General features: G+C 41.8%; 24 protein-coding genes and 3 pseudogenes. 19 read left to right on the top strand and 8 right to left on the bottom strand.

The features are described from left to right. Positions 1 to 5 precede the first annotated feature (5 nt). The 7 genes from HC246_RS00520 to murA form a co-directional block, all read right to left on the bottom strand. The gene (locus HC246_RS00520) at positions 6 to 395 is read right to left on the bottom strand and encodes a type II toxin-antitoxin system VapC family toxin (protein ID WP_169361682.1); all 390 of its coding nucleotides are present in this window, start codon (positions 393 to 395) and stop codon (positions 6 to 8) included. 12 nt (positions 396 to 407) lie between these two features. After that, positions 408 to 674 carry a DUF2281 domain-containing protein gene (locus HC246_RS25710; RefSeq protein ID WP_225902885.1) on the bottom strand — a complete coding sequence of 89 codons (267 nt, stop codon included), beginning with the start codon at positions 672 to 674 and terminating at the stop codon, positions 408 to 410. Next, positions 667 to 891 (bottom strand): hypothetical protein, encoded by a 225-nt coding sequence (locus tag HC246_RS00510; RefSeq protein WP_169361681.1) that lies wholly within the window; start codon positions 889 to 891, stop codon positions 667 to 669. Before HC246_RS00510 ends, HC246_RS25710 begins: the two co-directional genes overlap by 8 nt. A gap of 68 nt (positions 892 to 959) precedes the next feature. Continuing rightward, a complete protein-coding gene (locus HC246_RS00505) occupies positions 960 to 3,053 on the bottom strand; it encodes a Piwi domain-containing protein (RefSeq protein WP_169361680.1) in 2,094 nt (697 codons plus the stop codon). Between the two features lie 262 nt (positions 3,054 to 3,315). Beyond that, entirely contained in the window at positions 3,316 to 3,540 is a 225-nt protein-coding gene (locus HC246_RS00500; protein WP_169361679.1) for a hypothetical protein, read from the bottom strand. A 56-nt stretch (positions 3,541 to 3,596) separates the two neighbouring features. Continuing rightward, a complete protein-coding gene (gene uvrB, locus HC246_RS00495; RefSeq protein WP_169361678.1) occupies positions 3,597 to 5,600 on the bottom strand; it encodes an excinuclease ABC subunit UvrB in 2,004 nt (667 codons plus the stop codon). 288 nt (positions 5,601 to 5,888) lie between these two features. After that, positions 5,889 to 7,268, bottom strand: a complete 1,380-nt coding sequence (murA, locus tag HC246_RS00490; RefSeq protein ID WP_169361677.1) for a UDP-N-acetylglucosamine 1-carboxyvinyltransferase — start codon at positions 7,266 to 7,268, stop codon at positions 5,889 to 5,891. 301 nt (positions 7,269 to 7,569) lie between these two features. Here murA and HC246_RS00485 point away from each other — a divergent pair, with 301 nt between their 5' ends. The 16 genes and pseudogenes from HC246_RS00485 (at position 7,570) to HC246_RS00410 (ending at position 20,533) form a co-directional block, all read left to right on the top strand. Continuing rightward, positions 7,570 to 8,283: a M15 family metallopeptidase gene (locus tag HC246_RS00485; RefSeq protein ID WP_169361676.1), complete on the top strand. Its 714-nt coding sequence runs from the start codon at positions 7,570 to 7,572 to the stop codon at positions 8,281 to 8,283. 89 nt (positions 8,284 to 8,372) lie between these two features. Then, complete coding sequence (locus HC246_RS00480; RefSeq protein ID WP_169361675.1) at positions 8,373 to 8,603, top strand: DUF433 domain-containing protein; 231 nt, start codon at positions 8,373 to 8,375, stop codon at positions 8,601 to 8,603. Positions 8,604 to 8,990: 387 nt separating this feature from the next. Continuing rightward, positions 8,991 to 10,397, top strand: coding sequence for a macro domain-containing protein (locus HC246_RS00475; RefSeq protein WP_169361674.1), 1,407 nt, complete (start codon positions 8,991 to 8,993; stop codon positions 10,395 to 10,397). A gap of 118 nt (positions 10,398 to 10,515) precedes the next feature. Next, complete coding sequence (locus tag HC246_RS00470) at positions 10,516 to 10,686, top strand: hypothetical protein (protein ID WP_169361673.1); 171 nt, start codon at positions 10,516 to 10,518, stop codon at positions 10,684 to 10,686. Continuing rightward, positions 10,661 to 11,495 (top strand): annotated as a pseudogene (gene ntrB, locus HC246_RS00465) (nitrate ABC transporter permease). Before HC246_RS00470 ends, ntrB begins: the two are co-directional and overlap by 26 nt. Before the next feature lie 15 nt (positions 11,496 to 11,510). Next, positions 11,511 to 12,635, top strand: a pseudogene (locus tag HC246_RS00460) (CmpA/NrtA family ABC transporter substrate-binding protein); the annotation flags it as partial. A 63-nt stretch (positions 12,636 to 12,698) separates the two neighbouring features. After that, positions 12,699 to 13,634: an IS5 family transposase gene (locus tag HC246_RS00455; RefSeq protein ID WP_169364403.1), complete on the top strand. Its 936-nt coding sequence runs from the start codon at positions 12,699 to 12,701 to the stop codon at positions 13,632 to 13,634. A 47-nt stretch (positions 13,635 to 13,681) separates the two neighbouring features. Next, positions 13,682 to 13,975 (top strand): annotated as a pseudogene (locus HC246_RS00450) (twin-arginine translocation pathway signal protein); the annotation flags it as partial. Positions 13,976 to 14,008: 33 nt separating this feature from the next. Next, positions 14,009 to 14,824 carry an ABC transporter ATP-binding protein gene (locus HC246_RS00445; RefSeq protein ID WP_169361672.1) on the top strand — a complete coding sequence of 272 codons (816 nt, stop codon included), beginning with the start codon at positions 14,009 to 14,011 and terminating at the stop codon, positions 14,822 to 14,824. 229 nt (positions 14,825 to 15,053) lie between these two features. Next, positions 15,054 to 15,284, top strand: coding sequence for a DUF433 domain-containing protein (locus tag HC246_RS00440; RefSeq protein WP_169361671.1), 231 nt, complete (start codon positions 15,054 to 15,056; stop codon positions 15,282 to 15,284). 3 nt (positions 15,285 to 15,287) lie between these two features. Beyond that, positions 15,288 to 15,644 carry a DUF5615 family PIN-like protein gene (locus tag HC246_RS00435; RefSeq protein WP_169361670.1) on the top strand — a complete coding sequence of 119 codons (357 nt, stop codon included), beginning with the start codon at positions 15,288 to 15,290 and terminating at the stop codon, positions 15,642 to 15,644. A gap of 51 nt (positions 15,645 to 15,695) precedes the next feature. Further along, complete coding sequence (locus HC246_RS00430) at positions 15,696 to 15,851, top strand: M15 family metallopeptidase (protein ID WP_169361669.1); 156 nt, start codon at positions 15,696 to 15,698, stop codon at positions 15,849 to 15,851. A 56-nt stretch (positions 15,852 to 15,907) separates the two neighbouring features. Beyond that, positions 15,908 to 17,095, top strand: coding sequence for a VWA domain-containing protein (locus HC246_RS00425; protein ID WP_169361668.1), 1,188 nt, complete (start codon positions 15,908 to 15,910; stop codon positions 17,093 to 17,095). Between the two features lie 281 nt (positions 17,096 to 17,376). Next, positions 17,377 to 19,134: a DMT family transporter gene (locus tag HC246_RS00420; RefSeq protein WP_169361667.1), complete on the top strand. Its 1,758-nt coding sequence runs from the start codon at positions 17,377 to 17,379 to the stop codon at positions 19,132 to 19,134. A 156-nt stretch (positions 19,135 to 19,290) separates the two neighbouring features. After that, on the top strand, positions 19,291 to 20,040 hold the full coding sequence (locus tag HC246_RS00415) for a hypothetical protein (RefSeq protein WP_169361666.1): 750 nt from the start codon (positions 19,291 to 19,293) through the stop codon (positions 20,038 to 20,040). Then, positions 20,030 to 20,533, top strand: coding sequence for a hypothetical protein (locus HC246_RS00410; protein WP_169361665.1), 504 nt, complete (start codon positions 20,030 to 20,032; stop codon positions 20,531 to 20,533). The genes HC246_RS00415 and HC246_RS00410 overlap by 11 nt, the downstream gene beginning before the upstream one ends. A gap of 37 nt (positions 20,534 to 20,570) precedes the next feature. Here HC246_RS00410 and HC246_RS00405 read toward each other — a convergent pair whose 3' ends face one another. Then, the gene (locus tag HC246_RS00405; protein ID WP_169361664.1) at positions 20,571 to 20,921 is read right to left on the bottom strand and encodes a hypothetical protein; all 351 of its coding nucleotides are present in this window, start codon (positions 20,919 to 20,921) and stop codon (positions 20,571 to 20,573) included. Positions 20,922 to 21,556: 635 nt separating this feature from the next. Between HC246_RS00405 and HC246_RS00400 the strand changes: the two genes are divergently transcribed. The 3 genes from HC246_RS00400 to HC246_RS00390 all read left to right on the top strand — a co-directional run bounded on the left by HC246_RS00400 (position 21,557) and on the right by HC246_RS00390 (position 24,635). Beyond that, complete coding sequence (locus tag HC246_RS00400) at positions 21,557 to 21,958, top strand: pentapeptide repeat-containing protein (RefSeq protein WP_169361663.1); 402 nt, start codon at positions 21,557 to 21,559, stop codon at positions 21,956 to 21,958. Positions 21,959 to 22,120: 162 nt separating this feature from the next. Further along, complete coding sequence (locus HC246_RS00395; RefSeq protein WP_169361662.1) at positions 22,121 to 23,197, top strand: PIN/TRAM domain-containing protein; 1,077 nt, start codon at positions 22,121 to 22,123, stop codon at positions 23,195 to 23,197. A gap of 19 nt (positions 23,198 to 23,216) precedes the next feature. Further along, a complete protein-coding gene (locus tag HC246_RS00390) occupies positions 23,217 to 24,635 on the top strand; it encodes a hypothetical protein (protein ID WP_169361661.1) in 1,419 nt (472 codons plus the stop codon). Positions 24,636 to 24,645 lie beyond the last annotated feature (10 nt).

Raw genomic sequence — 24,645 nt, 5'->3', positions numbered from 1 at the left:
AATTATCATTTTAGAATTTGAACTATTGGATAGTTAATGATCGCTTGATCGGCAGTCACTATCGTTAAATTATGCTGAATAGATTGACAAATTAAAAGTCGATCAAAGGGATCTCTATGTAAAGGTGGTAATCGAATTAGTTGTGTAATACTAGCTTCGTCAATTTGTAGGCTATCGATTTGATGTCGAATACGTTGTCTTGGTAAATATGTTGCAGGGGATTCTGGGAAAGGAAGTTTACCAAGTTGATATTTAATTGTGGCTTCCCAAACAGATACAACGCTCAGGTAGACATTGTTATTGGGGTCTTGGATGTAGTCGCGAAACTGTGAAGAAAGTTGAGGATCTCCATTAAGAAACCAAAGAAAAATATGTGTGTCAAGAAGCAATCGCATAATTTGTCTATTCTATTCAAAGTCTTTTAAGATATCTTCTGGTAAAGGGTCGTCAAAGTTTTGAGGAACAGTAAATTCGCCAGCACAGAGGGCATAGGGTCTTGGTTCTTTTAAGGTTTTATTTTGTTGTCTGCGAGTTTGTGTGAATAGCAAGAAGTCAAAAAGCTCTTCTACTAGTTCTTCAGGAACGTGGGAGATTTCTTGAATAAGTTTTTCTCTGGTAGTCATTTGTTTGTTCTCTTGGATATTTGCATTTATGACAAATCTAGGTTTAGTCATAGTCTTCATTCAAAATTTTATTCAGGATCTCTTGGTTTAGTCCGTTGGCTTTGGCTTGTGTTTGCATTTCTTGAATGGTGTCTTCCAAAGATAGCTTACGCACAAATTGTTTGAGCGAACTATTGAGGATGATTTGCATTTTTTTGCGTTCCATCAAGTTTGCCTCTTGATAGGCTCTGGCAATTTCTGGCTCAACTTCAATACTAATAGTTTCCATGATCTACCTCTAATCTAATCTGATAAAAATCTTGCTTCGTGTCTACTCATTTCTTGATTACGATAACCTTATAACCAATAAGGGATAGTTCCCTCTAAATCTTTAGGTTTAATTCCTTTCAAAACTAAACCACCGATTTTGTCACTAAAGTGAATACTGACTGGAGATCTTGTCCCCCTAAGTGAACCATAGTGCAAAAGTGTGAGCGATAAAACGGAGTGGACAGCTTGCTCAATTGTAAAAGGGGCTTCTGTACGAATTTGCAAAGGTTGAGGAGTGGAATTTTTAAATGGGGGCAATGACGAGACTAAAAAAGCTTGAGTATCACTTAATTTAAAAACATCACCTTTAGCTGGTTGTTTCACTTCTCCATTAGTGAAGGAATAAATTCTTGGTACGGCATCTTTAATTACTTCAACCAGATAAAATTCTGCACCAATTTGTTTAGCCCATGATTTTAGAACCTGTTTCTCTTTGCCACGAAATAAGCCATCTCTATGAATAACTACTCTTTTTCCCTGAAACTCATCGATAGGGAATAAACTTTGTAATACATTTTGTGGAATCGTTTCTCCTTCTAGTGGAGCATCATGGATGCGATATCTTAGTAGATCTCCATTGCTAAAGTAAATACGGGCTATAGCAGTAGCATTGAGGCTTCCTGCCAGATTTTGCTTTTTTTGACGAGCAACATCAAGACCAATTACTAAATCAGCATAAGGTAATGGTTCAGCTAAAGCAAAAGGGGTATTGCCTGTTTTTCCTAAAATCCCCAAAGCTATATTACCTAATGCGAAAGTATTGGTAGTTGTTGATTTTTCAATATACTGACTAGGTATACCTCGACCGATAGTTATAGATTTAAATTTATCGTACGCACTACCCTCTTCTTCAGAGTTATCATTAAAAAAAGCTAGTATGATATCTGGCTGTTTTTCTTTCTGCATCAAGATATTAATAGCTTCTTCTATTTTTATCCTTGAATCTTCTTGGATATTCTTTAATCCGACGTACTCAGACTTGAATTTTAATTTGCTTAGTTCTTCTTGCAACGCGGGACAGAATTTTTCTAAACTCTCTGTCTTAGCACCTTTAATAATACCAATATAAATTGGGTTATTTTCAGAAAAATTTTTTGCTCTCCTATATACACCATATAGTTTTAAGCTACTCAACATCTCATTATGCTTGCCGATTTTGGCATTGCCAAAACAAAGATTTGAGCTAAATCCGATGCTTTCAGAACTCAAGAACAAATTTGTATTTTTCCCAGAAGTGTAAGCATTTTGAATAAAATTTTGTTTTTTAGCAATTTCAGCGATAGAGCTTATTATATCGGAACGCAACTTAGGTTCTATTTTTAAAATATTTAACGCTTTCTGGGAGTCTACCCCAAAGCGCTGACAGTCTGCCAACCGAAGAACAATCTTTAATGCACTCGCAATGTAGTCGTAACGAGATTTCCCGACAGAAACAACTAATTCATCATCAGGTGCATTATTAATCAGAGCTTTTGATTCATCTTTTTTTGTTAAGCTCAAAAGCCTCGTTCTGTGGTCAATCAGCCGCCCTGTTATGGCGACAATTTCATCTTTTAAGCTAGATCCCTTATCTTCAACCATTATTCCTAATAGCTGATTAGGGTCAGCAACTTTCGCTGCATAGGTCTTGAAATCTTCTTTGTAGATTAAATTTGATTGAACCGAAATAGAGATCGATGGATGGTCATTGACTACCCATGCTTTTACACCATAAGTTCTCTCTATTTTAGCTCTGCCAAGATCGTGATTCTTCTGAGATAGCTTCAACTTGATTTCTCTTTGAATATCTGAGAACAAACCAAAAGCCACAAAATCTGCTTGGGATTGAGGTGTGATTGCAAAATCTATATCTCGCTTCAATCCTTGCAAATTCCTATAAACTTCGGGCTGCTCTTGCCAAAGGACTTCTACAATATTTTTAATTTCGAGTTCGGATACTAACTTATCTCCAACAATCTTGCTTTCACTCCATACCCAATGCCCCCCCAATTCAGCCCTTAATCTATATGCAAATTTCCATCCAATAGTGGACATATCGTTATTCCCTATTATCAACTTGTAAGCATAAAGTATTGGCAATGCAGAAAGATTAATAGGAAAAACTTCTATAAATGTTGTCATTAGTAATTACGAAAAATGGCTTATAAACTCAGTAAGGTTATGATTTCAGTGATTTTAGCATAAAACATATAGATTAAATTCATGATTTCTTGGGTTTATGCTTTAAGGATTGAGCGATCTCCGTGACATGGCATTGCCCCGTTGCCTCAACTTTTTGTTCGACATCTTTCATCAATATGCGATTTCTTAGTTCAGGATTTCACTTAACATACCGCCGCAAAGCACACCCAAATTTTGGCGAAAAGACAATCTTTCTCATAGATTATTCTGGTGAATCAAGCATATTCCGTAACTCAGTGATCGCCTCTTCTGCGGTGTAAGACTTTAATTCGCCAATCTGATACGCCGCTAACGCCTCACGTCCATTTTGAGCAATCTCATTACGCCGACGCTCAATCTGACGATTACGAATAATTTTTACCAACATATCTTGTTGATCTATTGGTAACTGTTCAACAACCTCAATTGCTGCTGCAAGTGTAAACATACGCTTTCCTAAGTTTTAAATTCACTTTCTCTAAATACTATCTTAATTTTCTAGATTTACGCTTTACCGATGAGGCGATCGCGCAAAGCCTTAATCTTGTCGCGAAAAGCAGCAGCCTGCTCAAACTCTTGCTTCTTCGCAGCATCCTTCATTTGGGCTTCCAACTGCTCAATGATGGCGGGAATGTCATCCAGAGAAATCTCCTTCGCATTATTGACCACATACTCAAGCTGGCGCTCATTGAGTCGGCGCGAAACTGATAGAAAATCAAGGATCGCATTACCTTCAATCGACTTCACAATTGACCTTGGCGTAATATTGTTATCTTCATTATGTTTAATCTGAATGCGGCGGCGACGTTCTGTTTCCGAAATTGCCTTTTCCATACTGTTAGTCAAGCGATCGGCATACATAATCACCTGTCCCGCCACATTTCGCGCCGCCCGTCCGATAGTCTGAATTAGCGATCGCTCGGCTCTTAAAAAGCCTTCCTTATCTGCATCGAGAATTGCCACCAGTGACACTTCAGGCAAATCTAATCCTTCTCGCAACAAGTTCACCCCGATCAGAACATCAAATCCCCCTTTTCGCAAAGCTTGCAAAATCTCAATCCGCTCAATAGATTTGATATCGGAATGGAGATATCGCACCGATAGATTTCGCTCTTGAAAGTAGGTAGTCAAGTCCTCCGCCATTTTCTTAGTTAGTGTTGTAATTAAGACCCTTTCCTTGCGCTTAATCCGCAATTGAATCTCATGATAAAGATCATCCACTTGTCCCTCAGTTGGGCGGACAAAAATCTCAGGATCGACTACGCCTGTGGGTCTGATGATTTGCTCAACTACCTGTTCTGAGACTTCCATTTCCCAATCACCGGGGGTGGCGGAAACAAAAATACATTGCTTGACCATATCCCAGAATTCATCAGCCTTGAGAGGTCGATTGTCCGCCGCGCTGGGTAAACGGAAGCCATGATCGATCAGGGTCATTTTTCTGGCGCGATCTCCATTATACATCCCTCTAATTTGCGGAATGGAAACGTGAGATTCATCGACAATCAGTAACCAATCATCCTTGGGGAAATAGTCTACTAAACAGGCTGGCGACTCTCCCGCTTGTCGTCCTGCGAGATGCCGCGAATAGTTCTCCACGCCATTACAGAAGCCGACTTCCTGCAATAGTTCCAAATCATACTTAGTGCGCTGTTCCAGACGTTGAGCCTCTAGTAATTTTCCTGCATTAGTTAACTCTTCGAGACGCTCTTCCAGTTCTGCTTTAATATCGGCACAGGCAATTTCTAAGCGATCGGCAGGGGTGACAAAGTGCCTTGCAGGATAGATATTCAAAGCTTCCATACTTTGCAAAATCTCTCCCGTCACAGGATCGACATAGCGAATTGCTTCAATCTCATCGCCAAAAAATTCTACGCGAATGGTGCGATCTTCGTAGGCAGGTCCAATTTCTAAAATATCACCCTTAACGCGGAATTTACCACGACCTAGCTCAATATCATTGCGTTCGTACTGCACATTAGTTAAGGCTTTTAGCAATTCCCTTTGATCGTATTCCACACCGACGGCTAGAGGGATCGAAGCCTTAAGATATTCTTCTGGAATTCCTAAACCATAGATGCAGCTTACGGAGGCGACCACAATCACATCTTTGCGCTCAAACAGCGATCGCGTGGCGGAGTGGCGCAGCATATCGATTTCGTCATTAATCGAGGCAGTCTTCTCGATATAAGTATCGGTAACGGGAATATATGCCTCTGGCTGATAGTAATCGTAATAACTAATGAAATATTCAACGGCATTATTGGGAAAGAATTCGCGCAATTCATTACATAGCTGCGCTGCCAAGGTCTTGTTATGGGCTAGGACTAGAGTGGGCTTTTGATATTTAGCGATCGCATTGGCGACAGTCATCGTTTTACCAGTACCCGTTGCGCCCAGTAGGGTCTGATAACGCATTCCTTTTTGTAAACCATCGAGCAGTTGGGCGATCGCTTTGGGTTGATCGGCGGTAGGTTGCCAAGGGGTACGAATGTCGAACAGTGCCATGAGGTTTGTTGAGAACGCTATCAAGATCAAGGATCTCTATCATATCAAACCCAAATTTTATCTGTTGATATTGGAACTACTTTTGGAGGGCGACCGTATAAAAAGGGCAATGAAATTCTCTTCCATTAGGGACTTGACGAGAAAAAAGGTACCACCGAGTTTGTATGGCTTCGACTTCGCTCAGCCAACGTTGGCTGAGCGAAGTCGAAGCCGTAGGTACTTTAATTAATCGCAAGTCCCTTAATGAAAAAAGCCCCGCTTCGCGTAAGCAAAGCGGGGCTTTTTTATCTAGGCATTTACTGTTTCTGTAGTGCGGTAGAGCTTCGCGCCAACATTGCGTAACTTCTCCTCAATGCGATCGTAACCGCGATCGAGGTGATGCAAGCCCATGACTGTGGTTTCACCATCGGCGGCTAGTCCCGCGATAACCAATGCTGCCGAGGCACGTAAATCCGTCGCCATCACAGGAGCGCCCGACAATTGCGGAACACCTGTCACTACCGCCACATTATTCTTGAGGCGAATATTTGCACCCATGCGATTGAGTTCCGCAACGTGCTGCAAGCGATTTTCAAATACAGTTTCAGTCACTACGCCATTACCTTCACAGATAGTCAGCAAAGCCATAAACTGCGCTTGCATATCCGTAGGGAATCCGGGGTAAGGCAGGGTTTCAATGTCAACGGCACGATAGCGATCGCCACCAATGACGGTGATGGTATCGGGGGCATCAATCCGTACAGTCACACCGATATCTTGCAATTTAGAAATGGCGGCGGTGAGGTGTGCGGGAACTACTGGTGACATTGATAAGGTCGATCGCGTAATGGCGGCTGCAACCATGAAAGTTGCGGCTTCAATGCGATCGGGAATGGCGGTGAAGTCAGCAAAATGGAGCCTGTCGACACCATCAATGATGATGGTATTTGTACCAGCACCATGAATTTTTGCCCCCATCGCAATGCAAAGATCCGCAAGATCGATCACTTCAGGTTCTTGGGCAGCATTTTCAATAATTGTTTGACCTTCGGCTAATGTTGCCGCCATCATTAAGGTTTCGGTCGCACCAACACTGGGGCAATCAAGATAAATTTTTGCACCTTGCAAACGTCCATTACGACTCTTGGCATGGGCGATCACGATGCCATGCTCAATTTGAACATCCGCCCCCAAAGCTTGTAAACCACGTACATGCAATTCGACAGGACGCGCCCCGATCGCACAACCTCCGGGGAGAGGCATTCTTGCGGAACCAAGTCTTGCTAGTAATGAACCTAGGGCGAAGAAACTCGCTCGCATTTTGCTGACCAATTCGTAGGGCGCAGAGTTGGTGGTCAGGTTGCTAGTGTCGAGATCGAGGACTTCAGCATTGCGAGAAATTTTGACACCAAGGGTTTCGAGAATGTCACCCATACGCTGCACATCAGCGAGGTTGGGGACATTACGAATACGGCAGCCTTCGGAGGATAAGAGTGTGCCTGCCATGAGGGCAAGGATCGAATTTTTTGCACCGCTAATAGGGACATGACCAGATAAAGGGGCTTTACCGATGATGCGGAGGACTGGGGCGTTGGGTTCAATTTGTGGCATTTGCGAAAGTTCGAGCGTGGTTGATTCTAATGGCTCAATAATTTGTGAAGCTGTGCCGAGATCCATCGTCGATTGCATAGGCTGTAATGTTGGCTGTAGAGTGCTGGTTGTACCTGCATTGGTTGAACGGTTTGTAGAAATGATCGCCTTATCCTCCTCACATCAGAATTAACGTGGGCTAAGAGTCTAGCGGAGTATATCCGATAAACTGTTAACTTTTGTACAGTAAGTGTATTTACTCATTATTAGCGATCAAGCCGTATATGGCTATAGCTGTTGATAATTAGCTAAAAGCTATTAGCTATTGGCTATTGGCTTTTAGCTTTTGAGAAGGGACTATGATGTCATCGGTTTGCAAATTTAGCAATACGCTTCTTCTATGAAACCCTATCAACACATTTCCATTGCCGATTGTAATGAGCCACTGGTCGCACTCTCCTCTGATCTCGACTCTGGCATCATAACAATCGATCCGCATCCATATATGTCTTTAGGCGCACCATATGGCGATCGCTCTCCTTTTTTTGTCCGCCAAGGAATTTTAGAAAGATTACAAAAATCTCAAGCCTATTTGCAAGCCCTTCGCCCCAATTGGAAAATTGCGATTTTTGATGCCTATCGTCCGATTCCTGTGCAGCAGTTTATGGTGGACTACAGTTTTGCTCAGTTAGTGGCAAGTAAAGGCTTAGAAATAGATTCGCTTACTGAAGATCAAAAAAATTCACTTAATGCTGAAGTAATGAAGTTTTGGGCAATTCCTAGCCAAGATCCGAAAACTCCGCCTCCTCACAGCACAGGTGCAGCGATCGATGTGACCTTGTGTAGTTTCAATCCTTCCTACGGAAGGATTGAAACTATAGATATGGGTTCGCCGATTGATGAAATTAGCGATCGCTCTTTACCTGATTATTTTGCTAACTCTAGTGATAAGCAAGAGATGGAATTTCATAGCGATCGCCAGTTATTAAACGAGGTAATGACCTATAGCGGATTTGTGCGACATCCAAATGAATGGTGGCATTTCTCCTATGGCGATCAACTTTGGGCATGGATTAGTCATGAGAAACTCGCAATTTATGGAGGAGTTAGATAGTTCAATATTTTGGAGAAATGTAGAGATTATTTGGCTTTATATCGAACAGAAACGCTATATTTATGGTGTTAGACTACACACCTTAAATTATGGACTGGCAAACTCGAATTACTGTTAATCCTAATGTTTTAGTTGGCAAGCCAATCATTAAAGGAACAAGACTGGCTGTTGAATTTATCATTGATCTTCTGGCGCAAGGTTGGAGTATTGACGAAATTTTGCGAAATTATCCAGGTATAACTGTTGCGGATATACAAGCTTGTCTTAGCTATGCCAGTGCTGCTCTCAAATCCGAAAAAGTCTATGCTATTTCTACTTAATCTATGAGATTCCTTGCTAGTGATTGCCACGTGTGATACCTGACTTGGACATTTCAGTGTTATTAAAGATGACAAAATTAGAATGAGAACTCTTAGAAAATAAGGCGATCACTCTTTGGTTAATTATTGTGCAAATTCTCTTGATATTTTAGACATGGAACCTTATCGTGATCGCTAATTACTAAACCAATTAATAATCTATAGTAGATTTCAAAGAAGTATCAATGAGTGTTATGAATGGTGATATCTTTTCTATAGTGATCGCCCGTGAATATCAGTTAGCAATAAGAAATTTACGCTTTATAGGGAGATTGAATGACAAACCTGTTAAAGTGGAATTGATTACTTATCTACCTGCACTATTTGCTTTATTATCGCGAGATAGCTATGATTCCCGAAACATCAATCATTTCTTTGTTTGTCGGCATGATTGCAGGTATGACTTTTTATCTTGATAGTTGGCGAACCTCAACTGATGTCAAAGACATCTCGGAATCACAACGATATAGAGGACTTATTATAGTCATTGGAGGAGGCACAATAAGCCCAATTATAGATAAGTTCTTATTAGCGACTGAGAAATATGATTTTTTTAAAGGATATTTATTTGGCGTAGTTATTGGATGGTTGGGATTATTTATTAGTGTAACCGCTCTATATATTATTTGGAAAAACACTAAAGATTTAGATCCACATAGTAGTTATCATAGGTTTGGTCAAATATCATATTCATTTATAGAAGTTGTATCTGGGGGAATTAATGTTGCTCCTCTTCAACAGCAAATACAACTTGAGAAGCAGCTAGCTGAAAATAAACTTTTGGAGACTAAACAGAGATTAAAGCAAGAAAACCCTAAAGCCTATGTGGCTTTTGAAGAGAAATTGCTACAGGGACAAAGCGATGCCTTAAAAGCTCAGAGAGAAAATTTGGAAAGTTTAAAAATTGCTATTGATCGTTCTGATTCTGAACCTGAGAAAGATGCAGAGCTATTAATTCAAGATAAGAATCAATTAATTCAAACACTTCAAAATGAGTTAGAGCTGGCTCGTGGTCGCCAAGATAGTAAAAGAGCACAGAAAGCAATTGATGAATATACAATACAATTACGTCGTCAAGAAGACGAAATAAGAGAATTACACAAGTTAATCGAAGATTTTAGGAATCAGAATATTAGTCAATCAGATTTTTCCAAAAAAGTAACTTTCAAGAGGATAAATCAGTATGAGTTTGGAGGTCTATTTATAGGGGAATTAGCTGTTAATGGTAGATTGATAAGAATTTATCAAGGTGAAATTACTAATCTGGTAACTGATATCATCGTCAGTTCAGATGATAATTACCTAAGTATGGGAGGTGGTGTTTCTTATAGACTTCGCTCTGTTGGAGGTGGAGATATTTATTCGGAAGCACAAAAGTTGATTCCTCTATCTTTAGGAGATGTTGCAGTTACTAATGCTGGAAAACTACCTGCTCAAAAGATCTTTCATGGAGTAGTTATTGACTTGAATACTGGAGAAAGACTTTCTAAACCAGTTATTCAAAAAGTAATACACACCTGTATAGAAAAAGCCAATCATGGTAATTATCGAAGTATTGCTTTTCCGTTACTTGGTACTGGAACAGGGAGGTTCCCTGCTATAGAAGCATTACAGATAATGCTTTCACAAATTATCCAAGATCTATCTAGTAACTCTAATAGTAACAGTCTTTCCGAAGTTATTGTGGCTATTTATGGAAGGGTGGCTGAAGTTATAGATGTTGAGGCAGTTATCAAAGAAGTTCAGGGAAACTAAAATATCTGAGAAGATCCTAGGATTTTAACTTTTACATGCAATGATAGTGATTTCTTTGCAGTAGTTTCTGATTAGTTATAATGCTAAATTAAAGTGCGATCGCGGAGAAATAAGAATTATGGCAATCTGTCAACCTCGCTATAGTAAAGAAGAATTTGCCCAACTTGGCGATCTGATTTACCAGAATCAAATTCGTCCACAAGTTGAAACAGATAATCATGGCAAAATTGTAGCGATCAATCTGAAACAAGATATTACAGATTATGGTTTTGATGAGTTTAGCCGCTAAGGTTCGCACTATTGTAAATAGATGTTTTCGCAGCTTGTTTCAAGCTAATGTTTTGCTACCGATCGCTGGCTTTGCGGGAGTGATTGCCCTATGGTGGGCGATCGCTTTATTTCGCCATGAAATGATGCCCACACCGCCAGAAGCCTTAGCCAAGAATTTAGATTTTATTTTAAATCCATTTTATCGGCGCGGGCCGGGAGATATTGGCATTGGTTGGTTTACTCCTAGCGAGCCTCCGTCGAGTTTGTATTGGCTTTTCCTTGGGGGCGATCGTTGCCATTCCCGTTGGTGTTTGGATTGGGTTATCGCGCCATGCTTGGTTAGCAATTAATCCAATTATTCAGGTGTTTAAGCCCGTTTCTCCCCTTGTATGGTTGCCGATCGCCTTAGCAATTTTTAATGCGGCGGAACCTTCAGCGATTTTCGTGATTTTTATTACTTCCCTCTGGTCTACGATCATTAACACGGCTGAAGGTGTTAGTAATGTTCCTAAAGACTATTTGGAAGTTGCCCAAGTTTTAGAAATGCCTCGATGGAAGCAGTTGATTAAGGTGATTTTACCCGCTAGTTTGCCCTATATCTTTACAGGTTTACGCATCAGTTTGGGGATTGCATGGCTGGTGATTGTGGCGGTAGAAATGCTCACGGGAGGCATTGGAATTGGCTTCTTCGTTTGGGATGAATGGAACCGATTGAATGTGAGTTCCGTATTTTTGGCGGTCTTTGTGATTGGTGTAACGGGGTTGATTTTGGACTATGCCCTCGCCAAATTGCAAGCAATCATGACTCGTCGCCCTATACAATCTTAAGCTTAGGAGATTTTCATGTACACACCACGTACAAGAAGATCATTTCTCAAGGGAATGACCGCTACTGCCTCAGCGATCGCCTTTTCCGCTTGCGCTCAAGAGCAAGGACGAAATCCAACGGGACTATCGGAAACAGCGTTGGCTGTAGAACACATCATTAATCCCGCCAGCTTAGAGAAACCTAACTTAACTGTCGGATTTGTACCCGTTAACGATTGCGCTCCCTTTGCGATCGCATGGGAAAAAGGATTCTTTCGGAAGTATGGACTAAACGTTACGCTCAGTCGAGAAGCTAGCTGGGCAAATTCCCGTGATGGGATTATTTTCGGGCGCTTAGATGCCTCCCCTGTCGTATCGGGTGCTGTCACCAATGCCCGAACTGGCGCGGAAGGCGCACGCCACTTTCCCCTTTGTGCGGCGATGACTATTCATCGTCATGGCAATGCAATCACCTTCAATCGCAAGCTGTGGGAAGCAGGTATTCGTCCCTTATCTACCTATAATGGAGACTTAGAGAGATTTGGGAAAAATTTGCGAAACTATTGGCAGACTGCACCTATTGAGGATCGGGTATGGGCAACGGTTCTGAGTTCTGCGATCTATGAATATTTCATTCGCTATCTGCTCTCCGCATCTGGTATCAATCCCGTTGCCGAATTACGTTCCATTATTACCCCACCACCACAAATGGTGAGCAATATGCGAATGGAAACAATTCAAGCCTATATGGTTGCAGAGCCTTGGAATACGCGAACGATCGCAGGTAATGAAGGCGTAGGCTTTACCTTTGCTCAAGGTCGAGAAATTTGGCATGGTCATCCCGATCGCTTATTAGCCGTGCGCGAATCCTTCATTCAGAATTATCCCAAAACTTACCGCTCGCTAGTAAAAGCGATGATCGAAGCCTGTCAATATTGCAGCGAAGCTTCCCATCGTGAAGAAGTTGCTAAAATCATCTCTCAACGTTCCTTTACAGGAGCAAATGTTAAATATACAAAACCTGCAATTTTAGGAAATTATAACTACGGTGGATTTGATAATCAACCGCGCATCACTAATAGCATGGAGACAACTCTTTTCTTTGAAATGCCTTCCTCTGTTTCTGAGATTGCCCACGATCATTCCACTTTTCTATGGCGTTGTTGCATAAAAAGGGGAAGAGAAGGTAAATTAGATAAAAATCAGGAGATGGAGTCCCAGCAAATGACACAGAAACATGAGATCCGCAACTGGACAGAGTATAACGCAGGGCTAAAACAAAGAGGAAGCCTGACTTTTTGGATGAGCGAAGAAGTAATTGAAGGATGGTTAAATCAAACATTAAGTGGCAAACGGGGAGCTTCCAAAGATTACAGTGATATAGCAATAGCGACATTTATCACGGTCAAAGCGGTATATCAGCAAGCAGGAAGACAAACGCAAGGACTGTTAGAGTCAATATTTGCCTTGATGGGAATAGATTTACCAGTACCAGACCACAGCACCGTGTCAAGACGGACAGCAAGTTTAAGTGTGACCTTACCAGTAATCCCGAAACAGGGAGCAGTGCATGTAGTAGTTGATTCGACAGGGATCAAAGTATACGGCGAAGGGGAATGGAAAACACGGCAGCATGGAATTAGTAAGAGACGGACATGGCGCAAATTACACCTAGGAGCCGATGAATCAACAGGAGAAATACTGGCTGCGGTCGTCACCACGAATGATTGCCACGATGGAGAAGTACTCGCCGATATTCTCGATGCGATTGATGCTGAAATTGCTCAAGTTTCCGCAGATGGAGCTTATGACCATCGTCATTGTTATGACGAGATTGCCCAACATGGTGCTAAAGCCGTGATTCCTCCGCGCAAAGATGCCAAAATCTGGCAGCATGGCAATACCAATGCTCCACCACATCCGCGTGACCAAAATCTCCGTTATATCCGTAAACATGGGCGTAAAAAATGGAAACGTGACTCAGGTTATCATCGGCGCTCTTTGGCAGAAACTACGATGTTTCGTTTCAAAAAAATCTTTGGTGCTACTTTATGTTCTCGTAAATTTGACAATCAGGCGGTTGAGTTGTTCATCAAATGTGCTGCTCTTAATCGCATGATTCAACTGGCTAAACCTCTCTCCTCTCCTGTTGTTCGTTAATTTTCTAAGATCCTCCATCTTTTGGCTTCTTTTTATTCATGCAACAAAGCCCTTTTCTATGGCAATCCCAGAGCCTCTGGTTGATGACTCAATCAGCCCGTTGGGGACAAATCCCTGAATTCCCGAACAATGCTGAAGCGATCGCCCGTCAAGCATGGCGAACAGATTTGTATCGAGAAATTGCTGCCGAAATGGGAATTAAATGTCCATCGGATGATTATAAAGTGGAACCTGCTTCAGCCTTTATTGATCGCAAATCCTTTGACCCTAGCAATCCTATTGGCTATCTGAACAGCTTTGAAATTAGAGCAAATGCTCCCCAATCCTTTTCCCTTGCATAATTTTTCCTTGCATAATCTTGCATAATATTTTTTATGACTACTCAACCATCGCTCAATTCTAATCATCCCCAAGACAAGACATTTCTAGCGATCGAAAATGTCGTCAAGACCTTTCGCAAACCTGATGGTAGTCAGTTTGTGGTGCTTGATGGCATTGACCTTGCGATCGCTGAGCAGCAATATATCTCGGTGATTGGTCACTCAGGCTGTGGTAAATCGACTCTCTTAAGGATTGTCGCAGGGTTAGAGAAACCGACATCAGGTTCAGTTACCTTAGAAGGTAAGATGATTCGTAAACCGGGAGCAGAGCGAATGATGGTCTTTCAAGGCTATTCGTTGCTGCCTTGGTTGACAGTAAAAGAAAACATCCGTATGGCAGTAGATGAAGTATTCAAAACCGCCAGTCGTGAAGAAAAAATTGCGATCGTAAATGAACATATCGAAATGGTGAATCTCACTGCCGCCGCCGATAAATATCCTCATGAACTTTCTGGTGGAATGAAGCAAAGAGTTGGTGTGGCTCGCGCCTTAGCGACTCGTCCCAAGATGCTGCTATTAGATGAGCCATTTGGAGCGCTAGATGCCTTGACCAGACCTAAATTACAACAGCAAGTTTTAGATATTTGGGAAAACCATCGCCAAGCGGTAATGATGATTACCCACGATGTTGATGAGGCGATTTTCATGTCCGATCGTGTGGTAATGATGACGAACGGCCCCCATGCAACTATCGGGAAAGTGCTAGATATCCCCTTACCACGTCCTCGCGATCGCCATGAATTGCGAGAGTCTAAAGAATATTATGATCTACGAAATCAAGCATTGGATTTTCTAGAGCGATATCAGTAGATTATTGCGATCGCCAATTATTAAACGAGGTAATGCCCCATAGTGGCTTTGTGCGACATCCCTATGATCTCCTATGGCGATCAACTTTGGGCATGGATTAGTCATGAGAAACTCGCAATTTATGGAGGAGTTTAGATAGTTCAATATTTTGGGAGAAGTGTAGAGATTATTTGGCTTTATATTTAACAGAAACGCTATATTTATGGTGTTAGACTACACGCCTTAAATTATGGAATGGCAAACTCGAATTACTGTTAATCCTAATATTTTAGTTGGCAAGCCAATCATTAAAGGAACAAGACTGGCTGTTGAATTTATCATTGATCTTCTGGCGCAAGGTTGGAGTATTGACGAAATTTTGCGAAATTATCCAGGTATAACTGTTGTGGATATACAAGCTTGTCTTAGCTATGCCAGTGCTGCTCTTAAATCCGAAAAAGTCTATGCTATTTCTACTTAATTTATGAGATTTCTTGCTAACGAAAATTTTCCCTTTGATGCTGTTGCAGCGTTACGTCAAAACGGACATGATGTTGCATGGATTAGAATAGAATCTCCTGGCATCTCTGACCCAGAAGTGTTGAATCGCGCTCAAGTAGAAAATCGCATTCTTTTAACCTTTGACAAAGATTTTGGAGAATTGGCTTTTCGTTCAAAATTGCCTGCTACTATTGGCATTATTTTATTTAGGATTAAAGCACCATCTGGAGCAGCAGTAGCTGAAAAAGTTTCTAGAGTGATTGCCATGCGCGATGACTGGCATGGACATTTCAGTGTTATTGAAGAAGACAAGATTAGAATGAGAACTCTTGAAAAATAAGGCGATCGCTCTTTACCAGATTATTTTGCTAATTCTAGTGATAAGCAAGAGATGGAATTTCATAGTGATCGCCAATTATTAAACGAGGTAATGAACCATAGCAATTTTGTGAGACATCCAAATGAATGGTGGTATTTCTCCTATGGCGATCAACTTTGGGCATGGATTAGTCATGAGAAACTCGCAATTTATGGAGGCATAATCTAAATTAGTAAACGCCAGAAGCATTGCACTATAAACTTGAAACTTAGTGGGGTAAGCAAATGTCAGTTAAAGACCAACAAAGTGCTACTGAACGACTGCGTCGATGGCGATTGATTTTGGGTGGAGGTGTAGCTGATGGGATTGGTGGTGGATGTCTTAGCGATCGCGACTCAGCTATGGATGGAGCATTAGCAGCCTTGTATGGCAATGACGAAAGTGCTGATGGTTCACAGGATCGGAAAGGGGGATTAGGCAGTTCATCGCCAAAAGTTGCCCGATGGCTAGGTGATATTCGTACATTCTTTCCGACTTCTGTAGTGCGGATTATGCAGCAGGATGCTCTAGAAAGACTGAACTTGCAGAGAATGCTATTAGAACCCGAAATGCTCGAAGTGATCGAGCCAGATGTGCATCTCGTCTCCAATCTTCTATCCCTCAGTGGCATTATGCCTAGTAAAACCAAAGAGACTGCAAGGATAGTCGTAAGGCGAGTAGTCGAGGAACTTCAAAGGAAATTAGAAAATCCCACAAGGCAAGCTGTATTAGGCAGTCTCAATCGTGCTACCCGCAATCGTCGTCCTCGCCACAATGAAATTGACTGGCATCGTACCATTCGCGCTAACCTCAAAAACTATCAGCCTGAATACCGCACCGTCATTCCTGAAACGCGCATCGGCTATGGTCGTAAGCGCTCCTCTCTCCGAGATATCATTCTCTGTGTCGATCAAAGCGGCTCAATGGCAACTTCCGTCGTCTATGCAGGAATTTTTAGTGCAGTCTTAGCCACCCTACCTGCGGTCAAAACGAGTATGGTGGTATTTGACACGGCTGTGGTTGATTTAACGGAATTACTGCAAGATCCAGTGGAAGTTCTTTTTGGCACACAATTGGGAGGAGGAACAGATATAAATCAGGCGATCGCCTATTGCCAAGGTTTAGTCCGTCAGCCTCACGAAACAATTTTTGTATTAATTAGCGATCTGTACGAAGGTGGCAATAATCAGGAAATGCTGAAGCGAATTGCAACTTTAGTAGCTTCGGGTGTACAGTTTATTACCCTATTAGCTCTAAATGACGATGGTGCGCCTTCCTATGATCACAACAATACAGCCGCGATCGCCAGTTTTGGTGTGCCTTCCTTTGCCTGCACCCCAGACCTCTTCCCTGACCTAATGGCAGCCGCCATCAATCGTCAAGATATTAGTCAATGGGCAGCCTCAAGGGAAATTTCTACTGCTAGAGCTTAAACAATGAACCCAATTTTTTTATATAGCAGCTAAGCTGCAAAAATTTGGATTCATTAGAAACCTAAAATTTAAGAGCTTGCCCCTAACTAACCTTGTTTAGTTGCACCGATTTTTCTGATAAACAAACAAAACAAAATATGCCAGATGCTCAAATTAGTGTTATAAAGTTCGCAAACTAGACGCAACCAAGCTCAAGCAATTCAACAAGCAATAAAAAAAGTAGTGCCAACCATAGTCCCTACCGTTATTTCAGATGGCATTGTTACGAGGTGATTTCTTCAATGGAGAGCAATAATATTCGTAGTAATAGTAATTACGAGCAGACCCTCGCAGGAGTCACCAAGGACTTGTCAGATCTGCGGGCAAATATCTTGGGTAAGCTCAGCCGTGAAATTTTAATTTTACAAGCCCAAAAGAATGCCTTAACTGATGATATTCAACGTCTCCAGTCTCAACGCAAGGAGCTAGAGGTACTAACTGTTGCTCAGCAGGGGATGAATCAACAGGAAATTCAGCGACAGCAATGGATCGAGCAACTTGCTCAAGCGATCACCTATCACCTCAAAAATGATGTGATCGTTACTAATTCGCAAGTCCTTAATGATCATTCACAAAATTTTGAGCAACTAATGCTCAACCTTGACAGCGCCATTCGGACTACATTTCAATCCTTGCAACGGGATGTAGATACCTATCAGCGTGATCTTGATGATCAAATGCAAAGAATGTATACCCAGCGTCAGCAAGGTGAATTAATGCTGTCGGCTCTGGTAGAAAGAATTGATGAATATTTACGACGATCTTCAGGCGATCGCTATGGTGGGACAGGAGGCAACCCACCCATCTCAAATTTTACGGGGACACCAAATTTTACGGGGGTGATCGGGACTAATGGCAACAGTACCGCATCAGTTAGACCAAATGGCAATGGCAACTATAGCCAAATCCAGATGCCCCAATTTAATGCGAATAGCACTCAATTTCGGGAATATGACAATGATACTCGTCCCTATGCAGGTGATCCGACACAGCCTTTGGAAGCTGTTGAGCCATCTCCAGCCATAGCTCAGCCTGCCAAGCGTCTTAATGACTGGTGGTTTGGATTTATTCTGGTTTTAGGAGCTTCAGTAGTTTTATCTCTACAAAATATTTTGGTAAGAGTAATTTTCTCTCACTCAAATATCTTTGGACTTTTTCAATTTGGCGGCTTGATAAAGCCAAGTGTCCCTAACTCGTTTATGTTGTTGCTATTGCGGATGCTCTTCGCTACGCCAATTATGTGGTTAGTAGCTAAGGCTATCTTTCGGGTTGATGTATTACGTGACTTCCAGCAATTGCTACTCCCCAGTCGTCGCCCATTATTCTGGCGAGTTGCCTTTAGTGCGTTATTACAATTTGCATCTTTCGCTTTTATTTACTTGGCTCTAGGGATTTTAAAGCCGAGTCTTGCGGTAACTTTATTTTTCATTTTCCCGACCATTACGGTGTTGATGGCTTGGTTTCTATTTGGCGATCGCCCCAGTAAGGAACGGTGGCTGGTCATTGGCATCATCTATCTAGGTATCATGCTGACCAATAACATCTTGGGAGGCATTAAGCCTGATACATGGGGGATCATTGCTGCCATATCTTCGGGTGTCGCTTTTGCGGGCTATATCATCACTTCACAGGCTTGTTTTAAACAACTCAATCCTGTCTCCTTTACTTCCATTAACTTTGCGATCATTTTATTGCTCTGTTTGGGGACATTGCCCTTCAACTTAGCCTCAATTTCCTTAAATGGGTTACTTGTATTCATGTGCTTCTTGATTGCCTTGACGACCTTGGGTGGTTACTTACTAACCAGTTTTGGTACAAAGCTAATGGGAGCAGCCCAAGCCTCGATAGTTAGTGCTAGTGGTCCTGTATTTACAACATTTTTAGCATTTACAATTTTGGGAGATAAACTAGAGTTCATTCAATTATTTGGTGTATTTCTGGTTACAGGTGGAGTAGGCTTGCTCAGTCTCCAAAATATGTATAAAAAACCTGCTAAGTAGCTGTCATCACTTGAACTCCAAGAAGAGAATGGCGGCGCTTCGCGCCGCCATTCTCTTCTTGGAGAAATATAAAAATAAGAGTGACTGCAAAGTGTCTCTCTTATTTTTTGGCTTAAAATCCTGTACAGTAGCTATTAGGGTCTTTAGGGATAAACAGTGGTTAAAGACTTTCGCTTTCAAGAGCAAGAAACAACTTCAACAACAACTTCACAGTCACAGCAATTGCTGCGATCGTTTTTTCGTGGGCTTTCTCGGGAGCAAGCCTTGCCAGTATGGGTCTTATTGGCAATTTTTTTGGTACTATTGCTAGTTTGGAATTGGCAATTAATAGCAGCTACTAGCACAGGCATCGCCGTGATGATTGCGATATATGTCATTCAGGATTGGAACTGGAATGTAATCCTATGGCGAGTCCAAAAGTTTTTACAGAGTCCCTATCGTCACCTGCCGCTATCCGTTGCGAGCGGTGCAATTACGATCTTTTTGACCTATACCATACTTACAATTTGGTCAACTCAGGATAACCATTGGTTAGCTTCCGCCAGTATTTTGCAACTTGTGGCAACTTTAGGAGTTTTGGCACTGTTAGCACGTCAAGCCTTTGGTAAATGGCTCCAACGTCAGCAAGATAACTTTGAGCAACTGATTACGCAACTGACGGTAAATGACGATCTGGCTAGATTAATTGCAATTAAACAAATTACGCAATATATCCAAGAGAACCAACTGCCTGCTGCCCAAGAACGCGCGATCGCTGATTGTTGCAATCTTTTGCTCAATCGGGAAACAGAAGTGACAATGCGTGAAGCAATATTTGAGACATTGGAGGCGCTACAACCCCATATGATTAAACCTTCGCTCAAGCGATCTGCTCACCATGTTAATTTGAAGATCAATGCTAACTAAAGATCAAATTCTCGATCGCCAAGTGGCTCTACTCGTAGAGAGTACCCCCGATGAGGAAACTGCTAGTGCAGTCAGTTTGATTACATCAGTACTCAAAGCGATCGCCCAAAATCTGAAGCACACAGTTTATTTTGTCATTCAAGATATTGAGGGTGGCTGGCTCCTGACACCTCTCAGCAATCACGATAATCCTGAAGTGGAAAAGACGACGATTTATGCCTATTGCGATCGCACACCTGCCAATATTGATCGCCTCAAGTTAAATGATGAAAATCTTGAATGTGGTGAATACAACGTCATCGATATGCTGTTTCGCTTAATTGGCATGAAACAGGTGGATAGTATCGTCTTTTTTGATCGGGCAACGGATACCCAACATGGGATTGAGATCGGGCGTACTGACATTGAGGAGTTATGTGAGAAACAAATTAAGCGTGCTCAGTTTGGCTTACAAAAACTCAATGAAATGAAAAATAATGCCAATATTGCCTAAATAAAAAAGCCTCGCACTGCGAGGCTTTTTTATGTTTTTATTCGTGGTCTACAAGACCACAGGTCACAGCACCATTAGTAGAACCTCTACCGCTAACCATACAGACTATATTATCTGAGTGATTCATCGTAACGATGCGATCGTAGCTATCACCAAACATCAAGTTTTCGGCAATAGTAACGACTTCTGGACTGGTGTTAACAGCAATGATGATTGGATTGCTATCAACTTTAGCGTTGTCATAGCGTACTTCTGTTTGAGGAGAAGATGGGTTTTGATAGAGAGCAGCAATTATTGCGGTTTGGGCATTAACTGGTGCGGCAAGAGCAAGCCCTGAAATGGCGAAACCCGAAATGGCTAATAGTGTGGCGACAACTGTGTTTTTCATAACTGCCTCGATGCTGCTTTCTCTAACTGCGTTCAATGAAATTGATAGATCAAAACGAAAATCCGAAAACTTAACTTCTGCTCTTGGTCTTTATTTAAGGTTTTTATTTTGCGTAGGTAAAATAAAAACCTCTTAATAATTGAATTTTCTAGCATTAGTAGCGATCGCCACTTCCTACTATCAACTCAACCAATTGGGTGAACTTTACCCATTAGCGGTTAACTGAATGACATCATCATCAAACTTTTTGCAATGTTTGCCAGTGATATCAGCTATATGCCCTTGTGATTGCGATCGCATTTTGCCGTGATTTATCAATCAGCCGAAAAAGAGCTTTGAGTCTTTATGCCTACGCCAAAATGAAAAACGCTATAGGATATTGCTAGGGCAAGAATACAAGCATCTAACATATGTAGTCTAAATAACAAAACTCTTCACAAAACTCCACCCTAGAAGACGAGTTGCGGCGCGAAGCGCCGCAACTCGTCTTCTGGTTTTATGTCTTAAGCAAAACTTGCTTTGCTATAGAAACAACATTTCGGGATGCACAGTTAAAATAAGGAACCAATTTCTTGTGACGTGGCTTAGTCGCGTCACAAAAAATGCAAAACATTTAGCTCAACCAGAGATTAACAATGAAAACTCTAATTAATTCCTGCTTAGCAATTTCAGGACTCATCGGTGCGATCGCCTTAACAAGCTATACCGAATCAGCCTTTGCTGATCCCACACACCTGCGCCAAGTTTTACAAACACGCTCCTGTGAAGGCTGTGATCTCGTGCGTGAAAAATTAAGTTTTGCGAATCTTAGAGGTGCAAACTTACGCAATGCCAATATGTTTTCTGCGGATCTCAAACTTTCTGATTTGCGTGAAGCGAACCTGATCGGCGCAATTTTAGATAAGGCTGATTTGCGAGGCGCAGATCTCACAGGGGCAGATCTCACGGGAGCCTATATGTCCGAAACTAATTTTTGTGGTGCAATTATGCCCGATGGTCAAAAATCTAGTGAAGGTTGCCCTAAACCAGCAAAATAAGCAATTATTGCGCCAATGCTAGAACCAGTTGTGTAGAATTGTATGCAAAGGATTGAGAAAGTTGGAAGAGTATCCCAAAAACTCAATAAAAGCTATAGGCTAGAAATTATTTGTGTTGATCTCATATCCTTATATTTATTCGTCTAAGCGGAGTTCCGCCCTATGATTGACGCTATTATTATCTTCACATTCATTCTTGCGGGAGCAGGCACGGGCTTCCACGGCATCGATTTCTTACCATCGGATATGATCGCGCATATCAATGTCCAAAATTTTCGATGGGTAACGCTTGGGGTTGGTTCATTTGTCGGACTAATTGCAGGATTGATTGGGCAAAACACCTATCGCCGCATTGAGTCCAATGTCCGCGCTTTGCCGATTGAGACAATCTTGGGGCGGGCAGTTGGTTTAGTATTTGGGCTATTGGTGGCTAACTTGATGCTAGCGCCATTGTTCTTGATCCCTATTCCTGAAGATTTTGCTTTTATCAAACCGCTGACTGCAATTTTAGTGAGTATTATCTTTGCCTATTCGGGGATGACGCTTTCCGATACTCACGGACGCGCTCTGTTGCGGTTGATTAATCCTAATAATGTCGAAAGTAGTCTACTCGCGGATGGAACTTTAAGAACCGCTACAGCTAAAGTTCTCGACACAAGTACGGTCATTGATGGACGTATTCAAACTTTGATGGAAACGGGCTTTTTAGAAGGGCAATTGTTGATCCCCCATTTCGTGATTCAAGAATTGCAAACGATCGCGGATAGCTCCAACGATCAAAAGCGTGTACGTGGTCGCAGAGGATTGGATATTCTCAACAATATGCGTGAAGAATATAGCGATCGCATTACCATTCATTCCGCCGATTATGAAGATCTCCATACCGTTGATGCAAAGTTAGTGCGCCTCGCTCAAGAATTAGGATGTACCTTGATTACTAATGATTACAACCTCAATAAAGTTGCCAACTTGCAACAGGTTGAAGTTTTGAATATTAATGATCTTGCCCAAGCTTTGCGACCCACCTACTTACCTGGAGATTCGCTAGAACTGAAGGTATTGAAGGAAGGAAAAGAAGCTTCTCAAGGGATTGGCTATCTTGAAGATGGCACGATGGTAGTCATCGAGGAAGGTCGTGAATATCTCGGTAAACAAATTATCGTGATTGTCACTAGCGCCTTGCAGACCTCCGCAGGGCGGATGATCTTTGCTCGTCATGAAGCGATCGCTACAGTTTAACGAAAAGAGAAAAGTAAATATGCAAGTTTCGCCTTCCCACTCACAACGGCAATTGGTATCAGGTAAAGTTGGGTGGGGATGGCGGCAAGCAACTTATCCGATTTGTGCAAACTTTGGTTTTGCTGGTTTTCTGATCCTGTTGGGAGTGATTGCGAGATTATTCCAATTAGATGATCCCAGACTTTTAGCGATCGCAGGATTACTTTTTAGCTTGGGTTTTTTACTTGGTATCTATACAGCCAAGTCAGTTGTGGAAGTATGTCGCCAAAATGCTGACTATGTTTTCTCTCAATGGCAATTGATTGCTCTGGTTAGCTATTGGTTAATTTTGATCACAGGGGTTAGTAATGATTCTCCTCTAACTACTCAAACCTTTGTGGCAATGTGGTGGATTGTCCCTGCGGCGATTTTGATTGGTATTTCTAGCAATTTGATGCTGCGATCGCTTAGATCTCAACTTGCGAAAACGAATGCTCAAGCTGCCCCAGCAATTCCTAATCCTGAAGCTTTAAATGTTGTTGCCTATTCTGACCAAACGGTTTTAGTTAGTCCTTCTCCATTAGCTCAGCAACCACGACAATTTAATAGTCTTGTATTAATTGTTATTGGCTTTTTCTTTTGGACAATGCTCGATTTTTCTAGCAGTATCAGAGCAATCATCGTCATTATTTTTACACTTACGGGGCTAACAGGTTTCTTTACATGGCAAGTGCAACTGCGATCACCTGAAAAGATTTTGCATCTGCGGTTTAGTGGTTTGTGGGGCATTTCGGCAGAATATGCGATCGATTTGCGTCCTTTTTCACGATTGTCATTGGTCAAGCTGCAAGAAGCTGGGGGCGAATTAAGTTGGATGCAATTAGCGGGTAGCAGTAGCGAGATCACGCTTCCCTTGGCTATGACGATGTTAGTAGATCAAATCAAGGGGAAAGATGATGACAACGATCAGTTAGGTCAAACGCTCCGTGAAGAATTTCATTTGGCTAAGCAAGAAACTGAATGTGATAGCTTGGGTTTAGCCCATGTATTGCTACCACAGGGGGCTGGGATATTGGCAGGCACTGCCTTTACGATTATTGGTGTTTTCGCTTTGATCATTTTTCCCATCGAGACAAAATTATCCGCAGCTACTGTCATCGCTTGGCTTGGGGTCTGTATTGTTAGTCCTGCGATCGCCAGATTTTTTCTAAAATTAGTCGCCCCCAATAGTTTAGATAGCGATTATCGCGATCGCAGAAATAAATTACAGCCTTGGGAAATGGGCACTGCACTTTTACTACTCAGTATATTTCTTGCTACCAGAGCCACAGGAACTAGTCTTTCGTTGAGTCAAGCATTACCTTTCCTAACACTCATTTGCGGATGGCTGAGTATGAGTATCGGAGTCTGTATTTTTGCCTTTGTCCGTCGTACTCCCCTTTGGTATAGCAACTATTAAAAAAAAGACT

The sequence above is a fragment of the Pseudanabaena yagii GIHE-NHR1 genome, from assembly GCF_012863495.1.
Classification (GTDB): Bacteria; Cyanobacteriota; Cyanobacteriia; order Pseudanabaenales; family Pseudanabaenaceae; genus Pseudanabaena; species Pseudanabaena yagii.
This window is presented reverse-complemented; position numbering and strand designations above follow the sequence as displayed.

Bases quoted from the DNA above. Each gene is read 5' to 3' on its own strand.
- HC246_RS00395 (WP_169361662.1), top strand. From the start codon at position 22,121: ATGATTGACGCTATTATTATCTTCACATTCATTCTTGCGGGAGCAGGC.
- HC246_RS00520 (WP_169361682.1), bottom strand. From the start codon at position 395: ATGCGATTGCTTCTTGACACACATATTTTTCTTTGGTTTCTTAATGGA.
- HC246_RS00420 (WP_169361667.1), top strand. From the start codon at position 17,377: ATGGAGAGCAATAATATTCGTAGTAATAGTAATTACGAGCAGACCCTC.
- HC246_RS00430 (WP_169361669.1), top strand. From the start codon at position 15,696: ATGGAATTTCATAGTGATCGCCAATTATTAAACGAGGTAATGAACCAT.
- HC246_RS00500 (WP_169361679.1), bottom strand. From the start codon at position 3,540: ATGTTTACACTTGCAGCAGCAATTGAGGTTGTTGAACAGTTACCAATA.
- uvrB (WP_169361678.1), bottom strand. From the start codon at position 5,600: ATGGCACTGTTCGACATTCGTACCCCTTGGCAACCTACCGCCGATCAA.
- HC246_RS00455 (WP_169364403.1), top strand. From the start codon at position 12,699: ATGACACAGAAACATGAGATCCGCAACTGGACAGAGTATAACGCAGGG.
- HC246_RS00435 (WP_169361670.1), top strand. From the start codon at position 15,288: ATGAGATTTCTTGCTAACGAAAATTTTCCCTTTGATGCTGTTGCAGCG.
- HC246_RS00470 (WP_169361673.1), top strand. From the start codon at position 10,516: ATGGCAATCTGTCAACCTCGCTATAGTAAAGAAGAATTTGCCCAACTT.
- HC246_RS00445 (WP_169361672.1), top strand. From the start codon at position 14,009: ATGACTACTCAACCATCGCTCAATTCTAATCATCCCCAAGACAAGACA.
- HC246_RS00425 (WP_169361668.1), top strand. From the start codon at position 15,908: ATGTCAGTTAAAGACCAACAAAGTGCTACTGAACGACTGCGTCGATGG.
- HC246_RS00440 (WP_169361671.1), top strand. From the start codon at position 15,054: ATGGAATGGCAAACTCGAATTACTGTTAATCCTAATATTTTAGTTGGC.
- murA (WP_169361677.1), bottom strand. From the start codon at position 7,268: ATGCAATCGACGATGGATCTCGGCACAGCTTCACAAATTATTGAGCCA.
- HC246_RS00480 (WP_169361675.1), top strand. From the start codon at position 8,373: ATGGACTGGCAAACTCGAATTACTGTTAATCCTAATGTTTTAGTTGGC.
- HC246_RS00475 (WP_169361674.1), top strand. From the start codon at position 8,991: ATGATTCCCGAAACATCAATCATTTCTTTGTTTGTCGGCATGATTGCA.
- HC246_RS00505 (WP_169361680.1), bottom strand. From the start codon at position 3,053: ATGACAACATTTATAGAAGTTTTTCCTATTAATCTTTCTGCATTGCCA.
- HC246_RS00410 (WP_169361665.1), top strand. From the start codon at position 20,030: ATGCTAACTAAAGATCAAATTCTCGATCGCCAAGTGGCTCTACTCGTA.
- HC246_RS00510 (WP_169361681.1), bottom strand. From the start codon at position 891: ATGGAAACTATTAGTATTGAAGTTGAGCCAGAAATTGCCAGAGCCTAT.
- HC246_RS00485 (WP_169361676.1), top strand. From the start codon at position 7,570: ATGAAACCCTATCAACACATTTCCATTGCCGATTGTAATGAGCCACTG.
- HC246_RS00400 (WP_169361663.1), top strand. From the start codon at position 21,557: ATGAAAACTCTAATTAATTCCTGCTTAGCAATTTCAGGACTCATCGGT.
- HC246_RS00405 (WP_169361664.1), bottom strand. From the start codon at position 20,921: ATGAAAAACACAGTTGTCGCCACACTATTAGCCATTTCGGGTTTCGCC.
- HC246_RS00390 (WP_169361661.1), top strand. From the start codon at position 23,217: ATGCAAGTTTCGCCTTCCCACTCACAACGGCAATTGGTATCAGGTAAA.
- HC246_RS25710 (WP_225902885.1), bottom strand. From the start codon at position 674: ATGACTAAACCTAGATTTGTCATAAATGCAAATATCCAAGAGAACAAA.